Source organism: Streptomyces asoensis, assembly GCF_016860545.1.
Lineage (GTDB): Bacteria > Actinomycetota > Actinomycetes > Streptomycetales > Streptomycetaceae > Streptomyces > Streptomyces asoensis.
Genome location: NZ_BNEB01000005.1, coordinates 358156 through 377619 on the forward strand (window position 1 = coordinate 358156; position 19464 = coordinate 377619).

The following is a 19464-nucleotide window of genomic DNA, read 5'->3' on the forward strand; positions in this document are numbered from 1 at the left end:
CCACTACGCTGTGCCGGGCCACACCTGAGAGCGCTCTCACGGATCCGCTGTTCCTCCCCCACTCACTGGAACGACGAAGGGCGAACCCCCATGAGACGCACAAGGCTCAAGCACGTCTGTCTGGCCGCACTCCTCACGCTGGGCGGGCTCGGCGGGACGGGTGCGCTTCCCGCCGCCGCGGCCGGTGACACGGCCCCCGCCTCCGGCCGGGCCCCCGAGATCACACCCGCTTCCGCCCCCGCGTCCGCCGGTCTGCTCAGTGCCCTGCGGGAGCGGTTCGGCCTGACCGAGGACGAGGCGAAGGCCCGGCTCGAGGCCGAAGCGGCCGCCACCGCGCTCGAACCGAAGGCCCGCCGCACGGCGGGCGCCGCGTACGCGGGCTCCTGGTTCGACGCCGACGCCGGCCGTCTGACGGTCGCGGTGACCGCACGGGCCTCACAGACCGCACGCGCCGCGATCCGGGCCCAGGGAGCCGAGGTCCGCGTCGTCGAGCACAGCGCGCAGGCGCTCGACGCGGCGAAGTCGCGCATCGACGGGCTCTCCGCCCCGCCCGGGGTGGCGAGTTGGCACGTCGACCCGACGGCGAACACCGTCGTGGTCACGGTCGCCCGCGACAAGCGCGCCGACAACGATGTCCGGCGCTTCCTCACCCAGGCCCGCGCCGCGGGTCCCGTCACCGTCGACACCGCCGCCGCGGCCCCCGCCACGTTCGCCGCGGGCACGGTCGGCGGGGACCCCTACTACACGGGCAACGTCCGCTGCTCCATCGGCTTCTCGGTGTACGGCGGGTTCGTCACCGCCGGCCACTGCGGCCGGGCCGGCGCGGGTGTCTCGGGCTGGGACGGGTCCTACGTCGGCGCCTTCCAGGGCTCGTCGTTCCCCGACAACGACTACGCCTGGGTGAGCGTGGGCAGCGGCTGGTGGACGGTCCCGGTGGTCCTCGGCTGGGGCACGGTGCCGGACCAGCTGGTGCGCGGCTCGGCCGAGGCGCCCGTGGGGGCGTCGATCTGCCGGTCGGGGTCGACCACGCACTGGCACTGCGGCACGGTGCTCGCCAGGAACGAGACCGTCAACTACAGCCAGGGCGCGGTGCATCAGCTGACGAAGACCAGCGTCTGCGCCGAACCCGGCGACTCCGGCGGCTCGTTCATCAGCGGCGACCAGGCACAGGGCGTCACCTCCGGCGGCTGGGGCAACTGCTCGGGCGGCGGCGAGACGTGGTTCCAGCCGGTGAACGAGATCCTCAACCGGTACGGACTCACCCTGCACACCTACTGACCCGTCCGGGGCGTGGCCTCGCGCCACGCCCCGTCCGGGAGGCCCGGCGGCCGTCAGGGCGACTCAGACGTACTCCGTCGCCGCGTCGAGCAGCCAGTCCGCCAGATAGCCGGCGAAGGACGACCGGACCAGCACCCAGAACCCGGCTCCGCCCCCGTCGCGCGAGACGAGGACGACCTGCGTCCGCGCCAGATCGGTCTGGGCGCAGCGGCCGGGACCGAAGGCCCGCGGGTGCAGGTCCAGCGCGCAGCCGTGCGCGAGGAGGTCACGGGCGCGGGGCCCGGCCACCAGGAGCGTGGTGCGCTGGGCGGAGACGTCGGTGACGGAGACGGGCTCGTCCCCGGCGGCGGCCCGGATCCGCGTCTCCAGTTCCCGGGCGCCGCCCGGCGGGCCCACCAGGAGCCATTCGTCCGGGCCGAGCCACAGCGCCCTCGACTCCCCCGCCCGTTCCACGGTGCCCGGTTCGGTCGGCAGGGTGAGGCCGAGCGCCGGCCCGACGGCGTCCGCGGCGGCTCCCTTCGCGTCGAGGCGTACGTCGACCTGGGTCAGGAAGGGGAGTTCGGCGAGCCGGACCGCGCCCCCGGAGGCGCGGGTCGCGGCGGCGAGGCGCGGCGCGGCGTGCGCCAGGGGGCTGCGGAGCGGGGCGCAAGGAGCGGTGTCAGCCATCGCGACGGGTTCCCTCGGGGTCGTAGAGGACGGGACTGGCGACGGTCACCGGGACCATCCGGTCGCCCACGGGGGCGTACAGCCGCTCGCCGACGCGTTCCCGCCCGCCCTTGATCAGGGCGAGGGCGAAGGTCCGGCCGAGGGCGGCGCTGCGGTAGCTGGAGGTGACGTGGCCGAGCATCGGGACGGGCGGCGCCGGAAGCACGCTGCCGGCGACCAGGTGGGTGCCCTCCGGGAGCAGGGCTGCCGGGTCCTCCGGGAGCAGGCCGACCAGGTGCTTGCGGTCGGCCCGGGCGGTGTCGGCGCGGGCGTGGGAGCGCTTGCCGATGAAGTCGGGCTTCTTCTTGGACACCACCCAGCCCATGCCGAGGTCCTGCGGGGTGACGGTGCCGTCGGTGTCCTGGCCGATGATGGGGTAGCCCTTCTCGGCCCGCAGGACGTGCATGGTCTCGGTCCCGTACGGGGTGATGCCGTACGGGGCGCCGGCCTCGTACAGCGCCTCCCAGAGGGCGAGTGCCGCCCACGGGGACACGTTGATCTCGTAGGCCAGTTCGCCGGAGAAGCTGATCCGGCAGACCCTGGCGTCGATGCCCGCGACCGTCGTCTCCCGCCAGGCCATGAACGGGAAGTCGTCGTTGGCCACGGCGAGCCGGGGGGCCAGCGCGGCGAGCACCTCGCGCGAGCGCGGGCCGACCAGAGCGACCGTGGCCCACTGTTCGGTCACGGAGGTGCAGTGGACGTCCAGCTCCGGCCACTCCGTCTGGTGCCACTCCTCCATCCAGTCCAGTACGGCGGCCGCGTTGCCGGTCGTGGTGGTGATCAGGAAGCGGTCCCGGGCGAGGCGGACGACCGTGCCGTCGTCGAAGACCATGCCGTCCGGGCGGCACATGACCCCGTAGCGGATCATGCCGGTCTTCAGGGTGCTCATCATGTTGGTGTAGAGCCGGTCGAGGAGGACACCCGCGTCCGCGCCCTGGACGTCGATCTTGCCGAGGGTGGAGGCGTCCATGAACGCGACGCCGTCGCGCGCTGCGGCGCACTCGCGCAGCACGGCGGTCTCCATGTCCTCGCCGTCGCGTGGGTAGTACCAGGGGCGTTTCCACTGCCCGACGTTCTCGAACCGGGCGCCGTGCCCGGTGTGCCAGTCGTGCAGGGCCGTCACCCGGACCGGGTCGTGCAGCGCGCCGCGGTGGCGTCCGGCGAGGGCGGCGAAGGAGACGGGCGTGTACGGGGGGCGGAAGGTGGTCGTGCCGAGGACGGAGATGTCCACACCCAGCAGTTCGGCGACGACGCCGCTGGCCAGGACGCCGGAGGTCTTGCCCTGGTCGTTGGCGGTGCCGGCCGTGGTGTAGCGCTTGGTGTGCTCGACCGAGCGCATTCCGGCGCCGGTGGCCCGGGCCAGGTCGGCGACGGTGACATCGCGCTGGAGGTCGACGAAGCGGTGGTCGCCCGGGGCGCCGGGAACGACGTACACGTGCATCGGCGGGGTGTGCGCCCGCGCCGGGACGTGCGGGAGGCGGGGCGTCCCGGCGGTGTGTCCCACGGCCTCGGTCGCGCGGACACCGGCGGCCGCGCCCTGGGCGAGCACGCGGGCCGGGTCGAGTTCGCCGCTCGCGCTGCCCGCGACCTCGACGGCCTGCCGGCAGGTGTCGGGCACGAAGGAGCCGAGCGCCTCGTCGTGGCGCAGTCTGCCGCCCGCCTGGCTGAAGAGCTGGGCCGCGGGGTTCCAGCCGCCGGAGACCAGCAGCAGGTCGGCGGCGATCTCGCGGTGGCCCATGGCCGCGCCGTAGGGGGCTACGGTCACGGCGGTGAGGCGGGCGTCGCCCCGGGTGCCGGTGACGGCGTGTCCGGCCAGCACCTCGAGGCCGGCGGCCCGGGCGCGGCGGGCCCACTCCCCCGGTTCGGCGCGGGTGTCGGCGATCGCCGCGATGGCCACGCCCGCCGCGGCGAGGTCGAGTGCCGCCGCGTAGGCGCTGTCGTTGGTGGTCAGGACGACCGCGCGGCGGCCGGGCAGGACGCCGTGGCGATGGAGGTGGGTGCGGGCGGAGGCCGCCAGCATCACGCCCGGGCGGTCGTTGTCGGGGAAGACCAGCGAGCGTTCGTGGGCGCCGGTGGCGAGGATTACGCGGCGGGCGCGGATGCGCCACACGCGCTGGCGGGCGACGGTCGGCGGGGCGGCCGCGCCGAGGTGGTCGGTGCGGCGCTCGACGGCGAGCAGGTGGTTGTCGTCGTAGTAGCCGAAGACGGTGGTGCGGCGCAGGACGCGCACCTCGGGTTCGGCCGCGAGCAGTGCGGTGACCTCGGCCACCCAGTCGAGGTGCTCGCCCGAGCCCAGGAGGCTGCCGCCGGGTTCGGGCCGTTCGTCGGCGAGGACGACGCGTGCGCCGCTCCTCGCCGCGGCCGCGGCGGCCGCGAGGCCGGCCGGTCCCGCGCCGACGATCAGCACGTCGCAGTGGGTGTGTACGGCGTCGTAGCGGGCGGGGTCCGGTTCGGTGGCGAGGCGGCCCTGGCCGGGCAGGCCGCTCGCGACGAGTCCGTCGTAGAGCTCGACCGTGGTCGCGGGGAGCATGGGCTCGGGAAAGGGCGCCTCGATCTGGACGACCGCGTTGGGCTCCTCCACACCCGCCGAGAAGATGCCGCGGGGCCGGCCCAGTTTGATGCTGGTGCCGGTCCGGACGACCCCGTTCGCGAGGAGGGCGGAAGCCAGGGTGTCGCCCGGGTGGCCCTGATAGGTCACGCCGTCGAAGGTGAAGGTCAGGGTGGTGTCGCGGTCGATCCGGCCCAGAGTGGGGTGACGCGAGGGCCCGCCGGCGGCGGTTGTGCTCCCGGCGCTGCCGCCGGACCCGTCCTGGAGGAGGGCTGCTCCTTCGGTCCCGCCGTGCGGTACCGCCTCTCGGTCTTCCGTCGGTTCCGCAAGGGCCTCGCCCGCGGGCTCCGCGGGAGCAGGTGCCTGCGGCCGGGGTGCTTCCGTGGGCCCGGTCCCGGTCCCGGGTGTCGCGGGTGCCGTCGCGACCGGACGCGGCTCCCCCGTCCGGTAGACCGCGAGGAGTTCGTTGGTCGAGGTGTCGCGCACCGCGTTGAACCATCTGCGGCAACCGGCCGCGTGGCTCCACCGTTCGGCGAAGGGGCCCTTGGGGTTGTCACGGAAGAACAGGTAGCGGGCCCACTCCTCGTCGCCGAGGGCGGCTGGGTCCTCGGGGTACGGCACGTGTGCCTGGCCGCCGTAGTGGAACTCGGCCTCGTCGCGGGGCCCGCACCACGGGCAGGGGATGAGCAGCATGGATCGGCTCCCTAATGAGCCACCGCGGCCGCGCCGTGCTCGTCGACGAGCGCGCCGGTGGTGAAACGGTCGAGCGAGAAGGGGGCGTTCAGGGCGTGCGGGGTGTCGTGGGCGATGGTGTGGGCGAAGACCCAGCCGACGCCCGGGGTGGCCTTGAACCCGCCCGTGCCCCAGCCGCAGTTGACGTAGAGGTTGTCCACCGGCGTGAGCCCGACGATCGGGGAGGCGTCCGGGCTGACGTCGACGATGCCGCCCCAGGTGCGCAGCACATGGGCGCGGGCGAAGACCGGGAACAGTTCCAGGGCCGCGGCCATCTGCTCCTCGATGATGTGGAACGCGCCGCGCTGGGTGTAGGAGTTGTAGGCGTCGATGCCCGCGCCCATCACCAGCTCGCCCTTGTGCGCCTGGCTGACGTACACGTGGACGGCGTTGGACATCACGACCGTCGGGTGCACCGGCTCCAGCAGCTCCGACACGAGGGCCTGCAACGGGTGGCTCTGCAAGGGGAGTTCGATGCCCGCCATGGCGGCGAGGACGGAGGTGTGACCGGCCGAGCAGAGCGCCACCTTGCCGGCCGCGATCGGGCCCAGGGTGGTCCGCACACCGACGACCCGGCCCCCGACCACCTCCAGGCCGGTGACCTCGCAGTTCTGGATGATGTCGATCCCGGCGGCGTCCGCCGAGCGGGCCAGGCCCCAGGCGACGTGGTCGTGCTTGGCGATGCCGGCCCGCGGCTGGTAGGTGCCGCCGAGGACCGGATAGCGCACGTCGGGCGAGGTGTTGACGATCGGGCAGACCTCCCGGACCTGCTCGGCGTCGAGCCATTCGGCGTCGACGCCGTTGAGCCGGTTCGCCTCGACACGGCGCACACTGTCGCGGACGTCCTGGAGGCTGTGGGCGAGGTTCAGCACCCCTCGCTGGGAGAAGAGGATCGGGTAGTCGAGTTCCTCCGCCAGCCCCTCCCACAGTCTGAGCGCGTGCTCGTAGATGCCGGCACTCTCGTCCCACAGGTAGTTGGAGCGGATGATCGTGGTGTTGCGGGCCATGTTGCCGCCCGCCAGCCAGCCCTTCTCCAGCACGGCGACACGGGTGATGCCGTGGTTCTTCGCCAGGTAGTGGGCGGTGGCCAGGCCGTGTCCGCCGCCGCCGATGATCACCACGTCGTAGGACCGCTTCGGGTCCGGCGTGCGCCACAGGCTGTCGGGGTGCTCGGGGAGCTCGGCGCCGGGTGTGCGGGGGTTCATCGGACGTCTCCGTCTTCTGAAGGGGCTCGGGTCGCCCTGCCGTCGAGGGGTTGTGCGGTCACCGGGGTTCCTCCTCGCGGTCAGCCGCGCAGGCGGGACATGGAGGGGTCGAACAGGGGCTCCTCGGCGACGACCGCTTCGACGCGCTGGTCGAAGTAGCCGATGTGCAAGGTGGTGCCCGGGGTGGCGAGCGGAGCGGGGAGCCAGGCGTAGGCGATGCCCTTGCCGATCGTGTGGCCGTAGGCGGCGCTGGTGACGTAGCCGACCGCGCGGTCGCCGTCCAGGACCGGTTCCCTGCCCAGGACGACGGCCCGCGGGTCGTCGATGGTCAGGCAGGTCAGCCTGCGCCGTACGTCGGCGCCGCGGCGCTCCAGGGCCGCCTTGCCGACGAAGTCCTCCTTGCCGGCCTTGACGGCGAAGCCGACGCCCGCCTCGTACGGGTCGTGCTCGTAGGTCATGTCGGTGCCGAAGGAGCGGTAGCCCTTCTCCAGGCGCAGGCTGTTGAAGGCCCCGCGGCCGGCGACGATGCCGCCCAGGGGTTCGACCGCCCGCCAGAGCGTGTCCCAGAGTTTCTGGCCCTGGTCGGCGGTGGTGTAGAGCTCCCAGCCGAGTTCGCCGACGTAGGACAGGCGCATGGCGGTGACGGGCACCGGCCCGATGTGGGCGCGCTTGGCGCGGAAGTACTTCAGGCCGTCGTCGGAGAAGTCCTCGTCCGTCAGCGGCTGGAGGACCTTGCGGGCCAGCGGGCCCCACAGGCCGACGCAGCAGGTGCCGGGGGTGATGTCGCGGACCTGGACCGTGCCGTCGGCGGGGAGGTGCCGGGTGAACCAGTCGAGGTCCAGGTTGCCGTTGGCGCCGACCTGGAAGAGATCGCGGGCCAGGCGGGCGACGGTGATGTCGCTGCGGATGCCTCCGCCCTGGTCGAGGAGCAGGGTGTAGGTCACCGACCCGACGGACTTGGCGACCTTGCCGGTGACCAGCCGTTCGAGGAAGTCGGCGGCACCGGGGCCGGCCACCTCCAGGCGCTTGAGGGCCGTCATGTCGTACATCGCGACGGTCTCGCGGGTGACCTGGGCCTCGGCTCCGACGATGGGCGACCAGTAGCGCGCCGCCCAGTCGTTGGGGGTGGGGATGTTGCGGCCCGCCACGAGCCCCGCGTTGGCCTCGTACCACTGCGGCCGCTCCCAGCCGTTCGCCTCCAGGAAGAACGCGCCGTGCTCCTGCTGCCGGGCGTGGAACGGGCTCGTGCGGATCGGGCGGGGGTCTCCCGACGGCTGGAGCGGGTGAAGGATGTCGTAGACCTCGACGAAGTTCCGGCAGTCGCGGGCCAGGACGTACTCGGGTGCCAGCTGGTGCGGCTCGAAGCGGTTGACGTCGCACTCGTGCAGGTCGAAGGAGGAGCAGTGGCCGTCCACCAGCCATTCGGCGACGGCCCGTCCGACACCCGCCGAGTGGGTGACCCAGACCGCCTCGGCGACCCAGAACCCCCTGACGTCCGGGGACTCGCCGAGCAGCGGGAAGTTGTCGGTGGTGAAGGAGAACAGGCCGTTGATGCCCTCCTCGACCTTGGCCTCCCGGGTGGCGGGGAGCAGGGAGCGGGTCTCGGTCCAGGCGTCGGCGAAGTCCTCCTCGGTGAACTCCTGGACCGAGGGCATCCCGTCGGCCGCGTCGACGGACAGGATGTCGTCGGCCCGTACGGGCATGGGGCGGTGGCCGTAGTAGCCGATGCCGATGCCGTCGAAGCGGTCGCGGTAGTAGAGGTCGGCGTCCTGGTGGCGCAGGATCGGACGCACCGCCTCCTCGGTCTGGCCGGCGAGCGCCGGTACCGGGCCGGTCCAGGCGAGCTGGTGGGCGAGCGGGGTCAGCGGCAGGTTCATGCCGACCATGCGGGCGATCTTCGAACCCCAGATGCCGGCGCAGCACACGACGACGTCGGCGGGGATCTCGCCCTGGTCGGTGAGGACCGCGGTGACCCGGCCGTCGGCCTGGCGGACGTCGAGGACTTCGTGCCGGGCGAGGAAACGCACGCCGCGCCCGGTGGCCCGGCGGATCTGGGCCTCGACGGCGAGCACCGCCTTGGCGAGGCCGTCGGTGGGGACGAGGAGGCCGCCGAGGATCCGGTCCGCGTCGAGCAGCGGGTGCTGTGCGACGCACTCCTCGGGGCTCAGCAGCCGCGATTCGATGCCCCAGGCGGTGATCCAGCCCTGGCGGCGGTGCAGTTCGGTGAGCCGCTCGGGTGTGGTGGCCACTTCGAGGCCGCCCACCTGGAGGAAGCAGGGCTTGCCGTCGACGTCGAGGGAGCTGAACTTCTCGACGGTGTAGCGGGCCAGTTCGGTCATGGTCTTGGAGGAGTTCGTCTGGAAGACCAGACCCGGGGCGTGTGACGAGGAGCCCCCGGTGGCGGGCAGCGGGCCCTGGTCGACCACGGTCACTTCGGTCCAGCCGCGCGCGGAGATCTCGTCCGCGAGTGCCGCTCCCACGACACCCGCTCCGATGATCACCACTCGGGGTCCCGCCATCGCCGCACCTCCGAATTGAGAACCGATCCGGTTGCTGTCTACGCAACAAGCTTCAGGTTGCGCAACTCAATGTGCCTGTCGCGGGGAGGGGGTGTCAAGGGGTCCGTGACGTCGGGAAAACGGCCCGCGGCACGCCCGGACGACGGCCGCAGGACACGGTCCGGGACATGGCGATGCCCGGTGGGCGGTACGCCTTCGCGCACCGCCCACCGGGCATGTCCGACCGCTGGTGACCGCCGTGTCACTTGATCCAGGCGTCGACCTTGTCCTTGTTGGCTTCGACCCACTTCTTCGCGGCCGCGTCGGGCGTCATCTTGTCCACCGCGATGTACTTGGCCACGGTGTTCTGGTCGTCGTTCGTCCAGTTGAACTTCTTCACCAGGTCGTAGGCCGGACTGCCCGACTTGGCGAACCCGGCACTGACGATCTTGTCGAGGTCGTAGACCGGATAGTCGCAGGCGACCTTGGCCGCGTCGGCGTCACAGCCCGCCTTGTAGGCCGGCAGGTTCACCTTGACGAGCGGCACCTCGGAGAGGAACCACTGCGGCTCGTAGAAGTAGCCGATCACCCATTCCTTGTTCTTCTCGGCCTTGCGGTAGGCCTGGATCAGCGCGGTCTCGCTGCCCGCGTACACCACCTTGAAGTCCAGCTTCAGGTTCTTCACCAGCGCCTCGTCGTTGGTGACGTACGAGGGGTCGCCGTCCAGGAGTTGGCCCTTGCCCCCCGACTCCGAGGTCTTGAACTTGTCGGCGTACTTGTCGAGGTTCTTCCAGTCGGTGATGTCCGGGTGCGCCTTGGCCAGCCACGGCGGCACGTACCAGCCGATGATGCCCTTGTTGCCGGTGGAGCCGGCCTCCACGGCGGTCTTCTGCTGGGTGATGTACTTCGCCTTGAGGTCGTCGTGACCCCAGTTCTCCAGCACGGCGTCGACCTCGCCCGTGCCGAAGCCCTGCCAGGCGATCTCCTCCTTGAGGTCCTTCTTGGTGACCTTGCAGCCGAGTTCGTGCTCGGCGACATAGGCGACGACCGCCGCGTCCGCCTCGTAGCCCACCCACGGGTTGACGGCGAGGTTGAAGGTCCCGCACTTGCCCGAGCTGCCCGAACCGCCGGAGGCGGCGGTGTCGTCACCGACCTTCGCCCCGCCGCAGGCGGTGAGCGCGAGCCCCAGGGCAGTGAGGACCGCTGTACCGGAGACGCCGGCTCTCCACTGTCTTGCTTGCCTTGCCATGGTCAGTGCTCCTTACGCGCTGGTGCGTCGCGCCGCTGCCTGAGTGATCCGGTCGAACATCACGCCGAGAAGGACGATGGCGAGACCCGCCGCGAGCCCCTTCCCGTACAGCTGTCCCTGCGAGAATCCGGCCACGACGTCGTAGCCGAGGGCGCCCGCTCCTACCAGGCCGCCCACAACAACCATCGACAGCACATAGATCAGACCCTGGTTGGTCGCGAGCGTCAGGGCACTGCGTGACATCGGCAGTTGAACCTTGGTGATGATCTGCCAGGTGGTGCACCCGGCCGAGGTGGCGGCCTCCACGGTGGTGCCGGGCACGGCCCGCACCCCGTCCGCGATGATCTTTATCGCGACCGGCGCGGCGTACACGACCGCGGCCACGATCGCCGTGAAGCGCGTCGCGCCGAACAGCGCGAGGAACGGCACCAGATAGACGAACGGCGGCATGACCTGCGCCGCGTCCAGGCTGGGCCGCAGTACGCGGTCCACGAGCGCGCTGCGCCCCATCCAGACCCCGAAGACGACGCCGAGCAGCATGACCAGCACGGTCGCCACGAGGGTGGAGGCGAGCGTCGTCATGGCGTCCGACCACAGCCCCGTGCCGATCAGCAGACCGGCGCAGACCGCGGTGGTGACCCCGGCCCGCCACCCGCCGAGCACCGCGCCGAGCGCGATCAGCACGGCGGCGACGAGCCACCACGGGGAGTCGGTGAGCAGCGACTGGAACGGGTTGAGCAGGCCGTCGGTGATGACGTCACGGAAGCCGTTCGTCAGACCCGAGAGGTGGTCCTGCGCCCAGGTCGTCACGTCGTCGGCCGTGGTCGCGACGGTGCGGCCCGCGCCGCCCTCGCCGGGGAACTCGGCCGCCCACACATAGGTGTGCGAGAGGTAGACGAGCACCACGGCGGCCACCGCCCCGGCCGCGAGCAGCGGCCGCCGCCACCGGGTGAAGCGGCCGTCCGAGCGCCGCGCCGCCTCGGCGCGCGCACTCGCCGCCGTGGTGACGCGGTCCAGCACGATGGCCATGACGACGATCGCGAGACCCGCGTTGAAGGCCGTACCGACGTCGAGGGACTGGAGGGCCTGCATGACGGTCTTGCCGAGGCCGGGGGCGTCGATCAGGGCCGCGATGGTCACCATCGCGAGGGCGGCCATGATGGTCTGGTTGACGCCCATCACCACAGTCCGCCTCGACATGGGCAGCAGGACCTTCGTCAGCGACTGGCGCCGTGTCGCGCCCAGCGAGTCGGCCGCCTCGACGGTCGTCTCCGGAACGGAACGGATGGCGTGCGCGGTGATGCGGATCGCGGGCGGGGCCGCGTAGATCACGGTGGCGATCGTGGCGGAGGCACCGCCGATGAGGAAGATCAGGGTCAGCGGCGCCAGATAGACGAAGGTCGGCATCGTCTGCATCAGGTCGAGGAACGGTGTGAGGATCCGGTTGCACCGGTCGGAGAGCCCGGCCAGCACGCCCAGCGGGATCGCGAACAGCAGCGCCACGAACACCGCGCACAGGACGAGCGCCAGGGTGTCCATGCTCTCCTGCCACAGCCCCTGGAGCCCGAAGAACGTGAAGCCGGCCACGGCGAGCAGCGCGACCCGCCAGTTGCCGACGGCCCAGGAGACGTAGCCGGTGAGGCCGACGACGCCGAGCCAGCCGATCTGCGGCAGCGGGCGGTCGCCGGACGGCTGGGAGATGAGGTCCTGGACGAAGGTCACCAGGTTGTCGATGACCAGCCGGATCTCGTTGAAGAAGTACAGGAACAGCGGGTTGGAGTTGCGGTCGGCGCCGACGGAGTCCCGGATGTCGTTGAGCCACCGGTGCAGATCGGTGAGGTCGGCCGCCGCCAGGGACAGGGTCTGCTTCCCGCGCAGCACGGCGAAGAGCACCAGCCAGACGAGCAGGATCGCGGCGACCGTCAGGGCCCGCCCGGGCCTGCGCACCGGCTCGGCGGGGGCGGCCGTCGGCACGGCGTCGGCCGGGTCCGTCTTCTCGGACTCCTCCACGGCGACGGTCATCACATGTCGCCTTCCCGGCCGGCTACCACCGTCAGGATCTCCTCGGCGCCGACGAGGCCGAGCAGTTCGCCGTCGGCGACGATCCTGACCGGTCTGTCCGCCGCCAGCACGGCCCGGGTCGCCTCCCGCACCACGACGTCGGGGCCGAGCTCCGGGCCGTCCAGGGCGTCGCCGTCCTGCGGCGGGCGCATGATCCACCGCAGGGTGAGCACGTCGCCGCGCGGCACGTCCTTGACGAACTCGCGTACGTAGTCGTCGGCCGGGGCGCCGACCAGCTCGTCTCCGGTGCCGCACTGGACCGTCCGGCCGTCACGCATGATCAGGATGCGGTCGCCCAGCTTGAGGGCCTCGGAGAGGTCGTGGGTGATGAACACCATCGTCTTGCCGACCTCGTGGTGCAGCCGGATGACCTCGTTCTGCATGTCGCGGCGGATCAGCGGGTCGAGCGCGGAGAACGGCTCGTCGAAGAAGAGGACGTCAGGGTCGCCGGCCAGCGCGCGGGCGAGACCGACGCGCTGCTGCATGCCGCCGGACAGCTGGTCGGGGTAGGAGTTCTCGTAGCCGGCGAGGCCAACCAGTTCCACGACCTCCCTGGCCCGTCCGGTCCGTTCGGCCCGGCTGAGCCCGCGGATCTCCAGGCCGAAGGCCACGTTGTCCACCACCCTGCGGTGGGGCAGCAGCCCGAAGTGCTGGAAGACCATGGAGAACTTGCTGCGGCGCAGTTCGCGCAGGCGCCGGGCGTCCGCCTGCCGGATGTCCTCGCCCTCGAAGACGACCTCGCCGGCGGTGGGTTCGATCAGCCGGGTCAGACATCGCACCAGGGTGGACTTGCCCGAGCCGGACAGGCCCATGACGACGAAGACCTCGCCGGGCGAGACGTCGAAGCTCACGTCCCGTACGGCGGCGGTGCACCCGGTGCGGTCCATGAGCTCGCGGCGGGTGAGGCCGCACAGCTCGGCGGAGCCCGGTACCCGGTCTGCCTTCGGCCCGAACACCTTCCACAGATCGCGCACGGATATGACCGCAGAGCCGTCCGAGTCCTGGGGCGCGCCGCGGCGCTGCGCCACCTCGGTCTGTGTGGGGGTCACGATCGACCTCTTTTCGGCGTTCAGCCGCGGAACCAGCGCTGCGGCCGGGGTTGGATGTTCTGCCAGATGTGCTTGGGCTCTCGGTATTCGTCCAGCCCGGACGGTCCCAGCTCCCGGCCCACGCCCGAGTGCCCGAAGCCACCCCATTCCGCCTGCGGCACATAGGGGTGGTAGTCGTTGATCCACACCGTGCCGTGGCGCAGTCGCCGGGCGACCCGCTGTGCCTTGCCGGCGTCCTGGGTCCAGACGGCGCCGGCGAGTCCGTACTCGGTGTCGTTGGCGATGCGGACGGCGTCGTCCTCGCCGGTGAAGGTCTCGACGGTCAGCACGGGTCCGAAGGACTCCTCGTGCACCACCCGCATCTCCTGGGTGCACGCGTCGAGCACGGTCGGCGGGTAGTAGTGGCCGCCGGCGAGGGCGGGGTCGCCGGGGCGTTCCCCGCCGCAGCGCAGTACGGCGCCCTCGGCGAGTCCTGCGGCGACGTACGCCTCGACCTTCTCCAGGTGCCGCGCGGAGATCAGCGCGCCGGTCTCGGCGTCGGGGTCGAAGGGGCCGCCGAGGCGGATCAGGCGGGCGCGGCGCACGACCTCGTCGACGAAGCGGTCGTGCAGCGAGTCCTCGACGATCAGCCGGGCGCCCGCCGAGCAGACCTGCCCGGAGTGCAGGAAGACGGCGGTGAGGGCGAAGTCCACGGCCGTCTCGAAGTCGGCGTCGGCGAAGACGACGTTGGGGTTCTTGCCGCCGAGTTCGAGCGCGACCTTCTTCACGGTCGCGGCGGCGGTGGCCATGATGCGGCGGCCGGTGTCCAGGCCTCCGGTGAAGGAGACGAGGTCGACGGCGGGGTCCTCGGCGAGGGGGGCGCCGGCCTCGGGACCGCTGCCCAGCACGAGGTTCGCGGCGCCGGCCGGCAGTCCGGCCTCGGCCAGCGCCCTCATCAGCAGGACGGAGGTGGAGGGGGTGAGTTCGCTGGGCTTGAGGACGATGGTGTTGCCCGCGGCGAGGGCGGGCGCGACCTTCCAGGAGGCTTGCAGCAGGGGGTAGTTCCAGGGCGTGATGAGCCCGCACACACCGACCGGTTCGTACACGACGCGGCTGACGGCGTCGTCCCGTCCGGTGTCGATCACCCGGCCGGCGTCGGTGCCGGCGATGCCGCCGTAGTACCGGAAGCAGGAGACGACGTCGGCGATGTCGTACTCGCTCTCCACCAGGCGTTTGCCGGTGTCCAGCGACTCGGCGCGGGCGAACTCCTTGGCGTCGCGTTCGACGAGGTCGGCGGTGCGCAGCAGCAGGGCGCCGCGTTCCCGTTCGGGGGTGCGGGGCCAGGGGCCCTCGTCGAAGGCGCGGCGGGCCGCGGCGATCGCCGCCTCGGTGTCGGGACGTGTCCCCTCGGACACGGTCGCCGCGAGCGTGCCGTCGGCGGGACAGCGGATTTCCCGAAGGCCGCCGGCCGCCGGCTCCCGCCATTCACCGTCCACATACAGGTCTGCCACGCGCCATGCCCTTCGACCGAAATGCGTTGCGCATTGTGCATCCAATTGCTTGTGGTGGAACACCCTGGCGAATGTGCAGACATACGTCAAGAGGTTGGCCGATGACGATTTCGCCATGCGGGCAGTTGCCGTGCCGCCCTTGACCGCGGGGGGTGCCGAGCCGACCATGTTGCGTATCGCTCATCCAGTTGTGCAATACGCACCGACGGAGGCCGCTTATGTCCCCTCGCCCCCAACCCGGCCGTGAGTACGTCCTCACCCTCTCGTGTCCCGACAGCGCGGGCCTGGTCCACGCCGTGAGCGGCTTCCTCGTCCGGAACTCGGGCAACATCCTGGAGAGCCAGCAGTTCGACGACCGGCTTCAGGGCCGTTTCTTCATGAGGGTCCACTTCGACGTTTCCGATCCCCGGGCGGATCTGGAAAATCTGCGTTACCGGTTCGGTCCGGTGGCGGAGGCCCACCGCATCTCCTGGACCCTGCGGGACGCCTCCACGCCGACCCGCACGCTCCTCATGGTGTCCAGGTTCGGCCACTGCCTCAACGACCTGCTCTTCCGCCGGCGCACCGGCGCCCTGAACATCGAGATCCCCGCGATCGTCTCCAATCACCGGGACTTCGAGAAGCTGGCCGACACCTACGACATTCCCTTCCACCACATCCCGGTGACCCGGGACGACAAGCCCGCGGCCGAGGCACGGCTGCTGGAGCTGGTCCGCGAACTGCGCGTGGACCTGGTGGTGCTGGCCCGCTACATGCAGGTCCTCTCGGACGACCTGTGCAAGCAGCTCGAAGGCCGCGCGATCAACATCCACCACTCCTTCCTCCCCAGTTTCAAGGGCGCCCGACCGTACGTGCAGGCCTACGACCGCGGGGTGAAGCTCGTCGGCGCGACCGCGCACTACGTGACACCGGACCTGGACGAGGGACAGATCATCGAGCAGGACGTGGTCCGGGTGGACCACTCGCTCGACCCCGGGGAACTGGTGACGGTCGGCCGGGACGTCGAGGCCCAGGTCCTCGCCCACGCGGTGAAGTGGCACAGCGAGAGCAGGGTGATGGTGGACGGCAACCGCACGGTGGTCTTCCGCTGACGATCCCGCGTCCTCCCGCACCCGCGGGGGTGCGCGCGAGGACGGACGCCGGACGGGCGCACGGGCGCGTCCGGCGTCGTCGCGCCGCCCGCCGCGCGCTCAGCCCGCGAGCCGCTCCAGCAGGGCCCGCCGCCACGCCTCCGTCTCGGCGATCTGGTTGAAGGTGAACAGGTGCAGGCCCGCGACCCCCGCCGAGGGAGCGGTGAGCGCGGCCCCGGCGCGGGCCAGCAGCCGCTCCGGCGCGTAGCCGCCGGGTGCCGCGAACCGCAGGAACCACGCGGGGTGCCGGGTGAGGAAGCGCGTCGACTCCCCCACCCCGATCTTCGTCGCCATCGCCAGCAGCTTGGCCCGCTGCACCGGGCCGGCGACGCCCGCATGAAGGGGCAGGGCGACTCCCCGGCGCCTGATCCGGGCGATCCACTCCCCCAGCACGCGCGCGTCGAAGCACAGGTTGCTCACGATGTACGTGGCGTGCTCGCGCTTGTCCCACATGGCCTGGACGGTGACGTCGTCGTGGATGAGCGGATGACTCTCGGGGTATCCGGTCACCCCGACGCGGGCGAAGGGCGCGCCCAGCTCGCCCAGGGTCCGCAGCACCGGCAGCGCGCCCGTATAGGGCCCGGCGGGCGGGTCCGCGTCCCCGGCGGGCAGGAAGACGTCGTCCACCCCCGCCTCGCGGAGGCGGTCGACGACCTCCTTCAGATGCGCTTCGCCGCGCAGCAGCCGTGCGGGCACGTGCGGGACGACCCGGTAGCCGTGCGTCGACAGCCGGGCGGCGAGGTCGAGGGTGGGTTCCAGGCCCTTGACCGGCGACGCCGTCACGGTGACGACGACGTCCCGTGGCACGTGGGCGAGGACCTTGTCCTCGGTCGCCCTCGCGGGCAGCACCTCGTAGCGGACGCTGCCCAGCAGCGTCGCGAGTCCGGGGGCGCCCAAGGTCTACCCGGCCTGCTTCTGGGTGTCCTGGTGCCGGTAGTACGCGGCCTTCGAGGGGGCCAGGGGCTGCTTCCCGAGGATCAGGTCGGCCGCCTTCTCCGCGATCATCATCACGGGCGCGTAGATGTTGCCGTTGGTGACGTACGGCATCACCGAGGCGTCCACCACCCGCAGGCCCTCGACGCCGTGCACGCGCATGCTGGCGGGGTCGACGACGGCCATCTCGTCGGTTCCCATCTTGCAGGTGCAGGACGGGTGCAGCGCGGTCTCGCCCTCCTCGGCGACCCAGGCGAGGATCTCCTCGTCGCTGTCCACGGACGGGCCGGGCGAGACCTCACCCGCGTTGTAGGGGGCGAGCGCGGGCTGGTTGAGCAGCTTGCGGGCCACCCGGATCGCCTCCACCCACTCACGGCGGTCCTGCTCGGTGGAGAGGTAGTTGAAGCGCAGCGCCGGGTGCTCGGCCGGGTCCTTGCTCCTGATCTTCACCGAGCCGACGGCGTCGGAGTACATCGGTCCCACGTGCACCTGGTAGCCGTGGCCGCCGGCCGGGGAGGAGCCGTCGTAGCGGACGGCGACGGGCAGGAAGTGGAACATCAGGTTGGGGTAGGCGACGTCCTCGTTGCTGCGCGCGAACCCGCCTGCCTCGAAGTGGTTCGTGGCGGCCGGCCCCTTGCGGAAGAGCCACTGGAGCCCGATGAACGGGGCGCGCCACTTCGCCATGTACGGCTGCATGGAGACCGGCCGGCGGCACGCGTACTGGACGTAGACCTCCAGGTGGTCCTGGAGGTTCTCGCCGACGCCCGGCAGGTCGTGGACGACGTCGATGCCGAGGGCGCGCAGTTCCTCGGCGTTGCCGACCCCGGAGAGCTGGAGCAGTTGCGGGGAGTTGATCGCGCCTCCGCAGAGGATGACCTCCCCGGCGCGCACCCGGCTCAGCGGTCCCTTGCCGCGCCGGTACTCGACGCCGACGGCCCGCTTGCCCTCGAAGAGGACGCGCGTGACCAGGGACCTGGTCCTGACGGTGAGGTTGGGACGCTTCCTGACCGGCTTGAGATAGGCCTTCGAGGCCGACAGGCGCCGTCCGCGGTGGACGTTGCGGTCGAACCGGGCGAAGCCCTCCTGCCGGAAGCCGTTGACGTCGTCGGTGGGCGCGTATCCGGCTTCCTCGGTGGCCTGGAGGAAGGCGCCGAAGAGCGGGTTGGTCGCCGGGCCGCGTTCGAGGACGAGCGGGCCGTCGTGGCCGCGGAACTCGTCGTCGGGGTCGGCCGCGAGACAGTTCTCCATGCGCCGGAAGTACGGCAGGCAGTGCGCGTAGTCCCAGTTCTCCATGCCGGGGTCGGCCGCCCAGCGCTCGTAGTCCATGGGGTTGCCGCGCTGGAAGATCATGCCGTTGATGCTGCTGGAGCCGCCCAGCACCTTGCCGCGCGCGTGGTAGACGCGGCGGCCGCCCATGTGGGGCTCGGGCTCGGACTCGTACTTCCAGTCGTAGAACCGGCTGCCGATCGGGTAGGTCAGCGCCGCGGGCATGTGGATGAAGACGTCCCACGGGTAGTCGGGCCGGCCGGCCTCCAGCACCAGGACCCGGTTGGCCGGGTCGGCGGAGAGCCTGTTCGCCAGCGCACTGCCGGCCGAACCGCCGCCGACGATGACGAAGTCGTATTGCAGGGGAGCCATGGTGCCTCGTCTCGCTCGCGCCGTAGATACGCGAGGCATCGTAATACCGGCATCGCCATACGCACCAGGTTGCGAACGGCGCAACTTGCCAGCTCTTCGGAGCGGGTCCTTGCTTGCCGCGCTGTTGTTTACTACGCGTATAGTTTTGTTGTGAGCAACCACAGCCAAGACACCGAAGCATCGAGTCCCCAGGCCGGCGGAGTGCAGTCGGTCGACCGCGCCATCAGCGTCCTCGAGATCCTGGCCCAGCGCGGCGAGGCGGGCGTCAGCGAGGTCGCCGCCGAGATCGACGTTCACAAGTCCACCGCGTTCCGGCTGCTCGGCGCGCTGGAGGCCCGCGGTCTGGTGGAGCAGGCGGGCGAGCGCGGCAAATACCGGCTCGGTTTCGGCATCGTGCGCCTGGCCGGCGCGGTCACCGGACGGATCGACATCACCCAGCAGGGCCGCCCGGTCTGCGAGCGGCTCGCCGAGGAGATCGGCGAGACCGTCAACATCGCGGTCATGCAGGAGCACTACGCGATCAACCTGTACGAGGTGCGCGGCCCCGGCGCCGTCACCGCGCACAACTGGGTCGGCGAGCTGACCCCGCTGCACGCCACCTCCAGCGGCAAGGTCCTGCTGGCCCACCTGCCCGCCAAGGAGCGCGCGGCACTGCTGACCGAGGCCGGGATGAAGAAGGTCACCCCGCACACCATCACCGCGAAGACGAAGCTCGAGAAGAACCTCGCGGAGGCACGGGAGCGCGGCTACGCGTGGACCCTGGAGGAGCTGGAGATCGGCCTGCACGCGATGGCCGCCCCGGTCCGCAACCGCGACGGCGAGGTCATCGCGGCGCTCAGCGCGTCGGGCCCCGCCTACCGCTTCACCGAGCAGCGTCTGCACGAGCTCTCCCCGGTGCTGCTCAAGGGCGCCGAGGAGATCAGTCACCGGATGGGCTTCCTGGGCTGA

The 19464-nt window shown here is 71.6% G+C and carries 13 protein-coding genes; 3 read left to right on the plus strand and 10 right to left on the minus strand.

Going from position 1 to position 19464, the window contains the following annotated elements:
* Positions 1–90: 90 nt before the first annotated feature.
* Positions 91–1278, plus strand: a complete 1188-nt coding sequence (locus Saso_RS24905; protein WP_189921507.1) for a S1 family peptidase — start codon at positions 91–93, stop codon at positions 1276–1278.
* 63 nt (positions 1279–1341) lie between these two features.
* Here the strand turns inward: Saso_RS24905 and Saso_RS24910 are convergent, their stop codons facing one another.
* The 8 genes from Saso_RS24910 to Saso_RS24945 form a co-directional block, all read right to left on the minus strand.
* Positions 1342–1944 (minus strand): sarcosine oxidase subunit gamma, encoded by a 603-nt coding sequence (locus Saso_RS24910; protein ID WP_189921506.1) that lies wholly within the window; start codon positions 1942–1944, stop codon positions 1342–1344.
* Positions 1937–5224, minus strand: coding sequence for a sarcosine oxidase subunit delta family protein (locus tag Saso_RS24915; RefSeq protein WP_189921504.1), 3288 nt, complete (start codon positions 5222–5224; stop codon positions 1937–1939). Before Saso_RS24915 ends, Saso_RS24910 begins: the two co-directional genes overlap by 8 nt.
* Positions 5225–5235: 11 nt before the next feature.
* Positions 5236–6468, minus strand: a complete 1233-nt coding sequence (locus Saso_RS24920) for a sarcosine oxidase subunit beta family protein (RefSeq protein ID WP_189921502.1) — start codon at positions 6466–6468, stop codon at positions 5236–5238.
* Positions 6469–6548: 80 nt separating this feature from the next.
* A complete protein-coding gene (locus Saso_RS24925) occupies positions 6549–8987 on the minus strand; it encodes a GcvT family protein (RefSeq protein ID WP_189921500.1) in 2439 nt (812 codons plus the stop codon).
* 241 nt (positions 8988–9228) lie between these two features.
* Positions 9229–10215 (minus strand): ABC transporter substrate-binding protein, encoded by a 987-nt coding sequence (locus Saso_RS24930; RefSeq protein ID WP_189921498.1) that lies wholly within the window; start codon positions 10213–10215, stop codon positions 9229–9231.
* A gap of 12 nt (positions 10216–10227) precedes the next feature.
* A complete protein-coding gene (locus Saso_RS24935) occupies positions 10228–12237 on the minus strand; it encodes an ABC transporter permease (RefSeq protein ID WP_189921496.1) in 2010 nt (669 codons plus the stop codon).
* Complete coding sequence (locus tag Saso_RS24940) at positions 12237–13325, minus strand: quaternary amine ABC transporter ATP-binding protein (protein ID WP_189921494.1); 1089 nt, start codon at positions 13323–13325, stop codon at positions 12237–12239. Before Saso_RS24940 ends, Saso_RS24935 begins: the two co-directional genes overlap by 1 nt.
* A 20-nt stretch (positions 13326–13345) precedes the next feature.
* Entirely contained in the window at positions 13346–14815 is a 1470-nt protein-coding gene (locus tag Saso_RS24945; RefSeq protein WP_189921492.1) for an aldehyde dehydrogenase family protein, read from the minus strand.
* Positions 14816–15033: 218 nt separating this feature from the next.
* Between Saso_RS24945 and purU the strand changes: the two genes are divergently transcribed.
* Positions 15034–15906 (plus strand): formyltetrahydrofolate deformylase, encoded by an 873-nt coding sequence (purU, locus tag Saso_RS24950; protein WP_189921490.1) that lies wholly within the window; start codon positions 15034–15036, stop codon positions 15904–15906.
* A 99-nt stretch (positions 15907–16005) separates the two neighbouring features.
* Here the strand turns inward: purU and Saso_RS24955 are convergent, their stop codons facing one another.
* Together Saso_RS24955 and betA are read right to left on the minus strand one after the other, a co-directional pair.
* On the minus strand, positions 16006–16842 hold the full coding sequence (locus Saso_RS24955) for a methylenetetrahydrofolate reductase (protein ID WP_189921488.1): 837 nt from the start codon (positions 16840–16842) through the stop codon (positions 16006–16008).
* A gap of 3 nt (positions 16843–16845) precedes the next feature.
* On the minus strand, positions 16846–18516 hold the full coding sequence (betA, locus tag Saso_RS24960; RefSeq protein WP_189921486.1) for a choline dehydrogenase: 1671 nt from the start codon (positions 18514–18516) through the stop codon (positions 16846–16848).
* A gap of 201 nt (positions 18517–18717) precedes the next feature.
* Here betA and Saso_RS24965 point away from each other — a divergent pair, with 201 nt between their 5' ends.
* Entirely contained in the window at positions 18718–19464 is a 747-nt protein-coding gene (locus tag Saso_RS24965) for an IclR family transcriptional regulator (protein WP_189922165.1), read from the plus strand.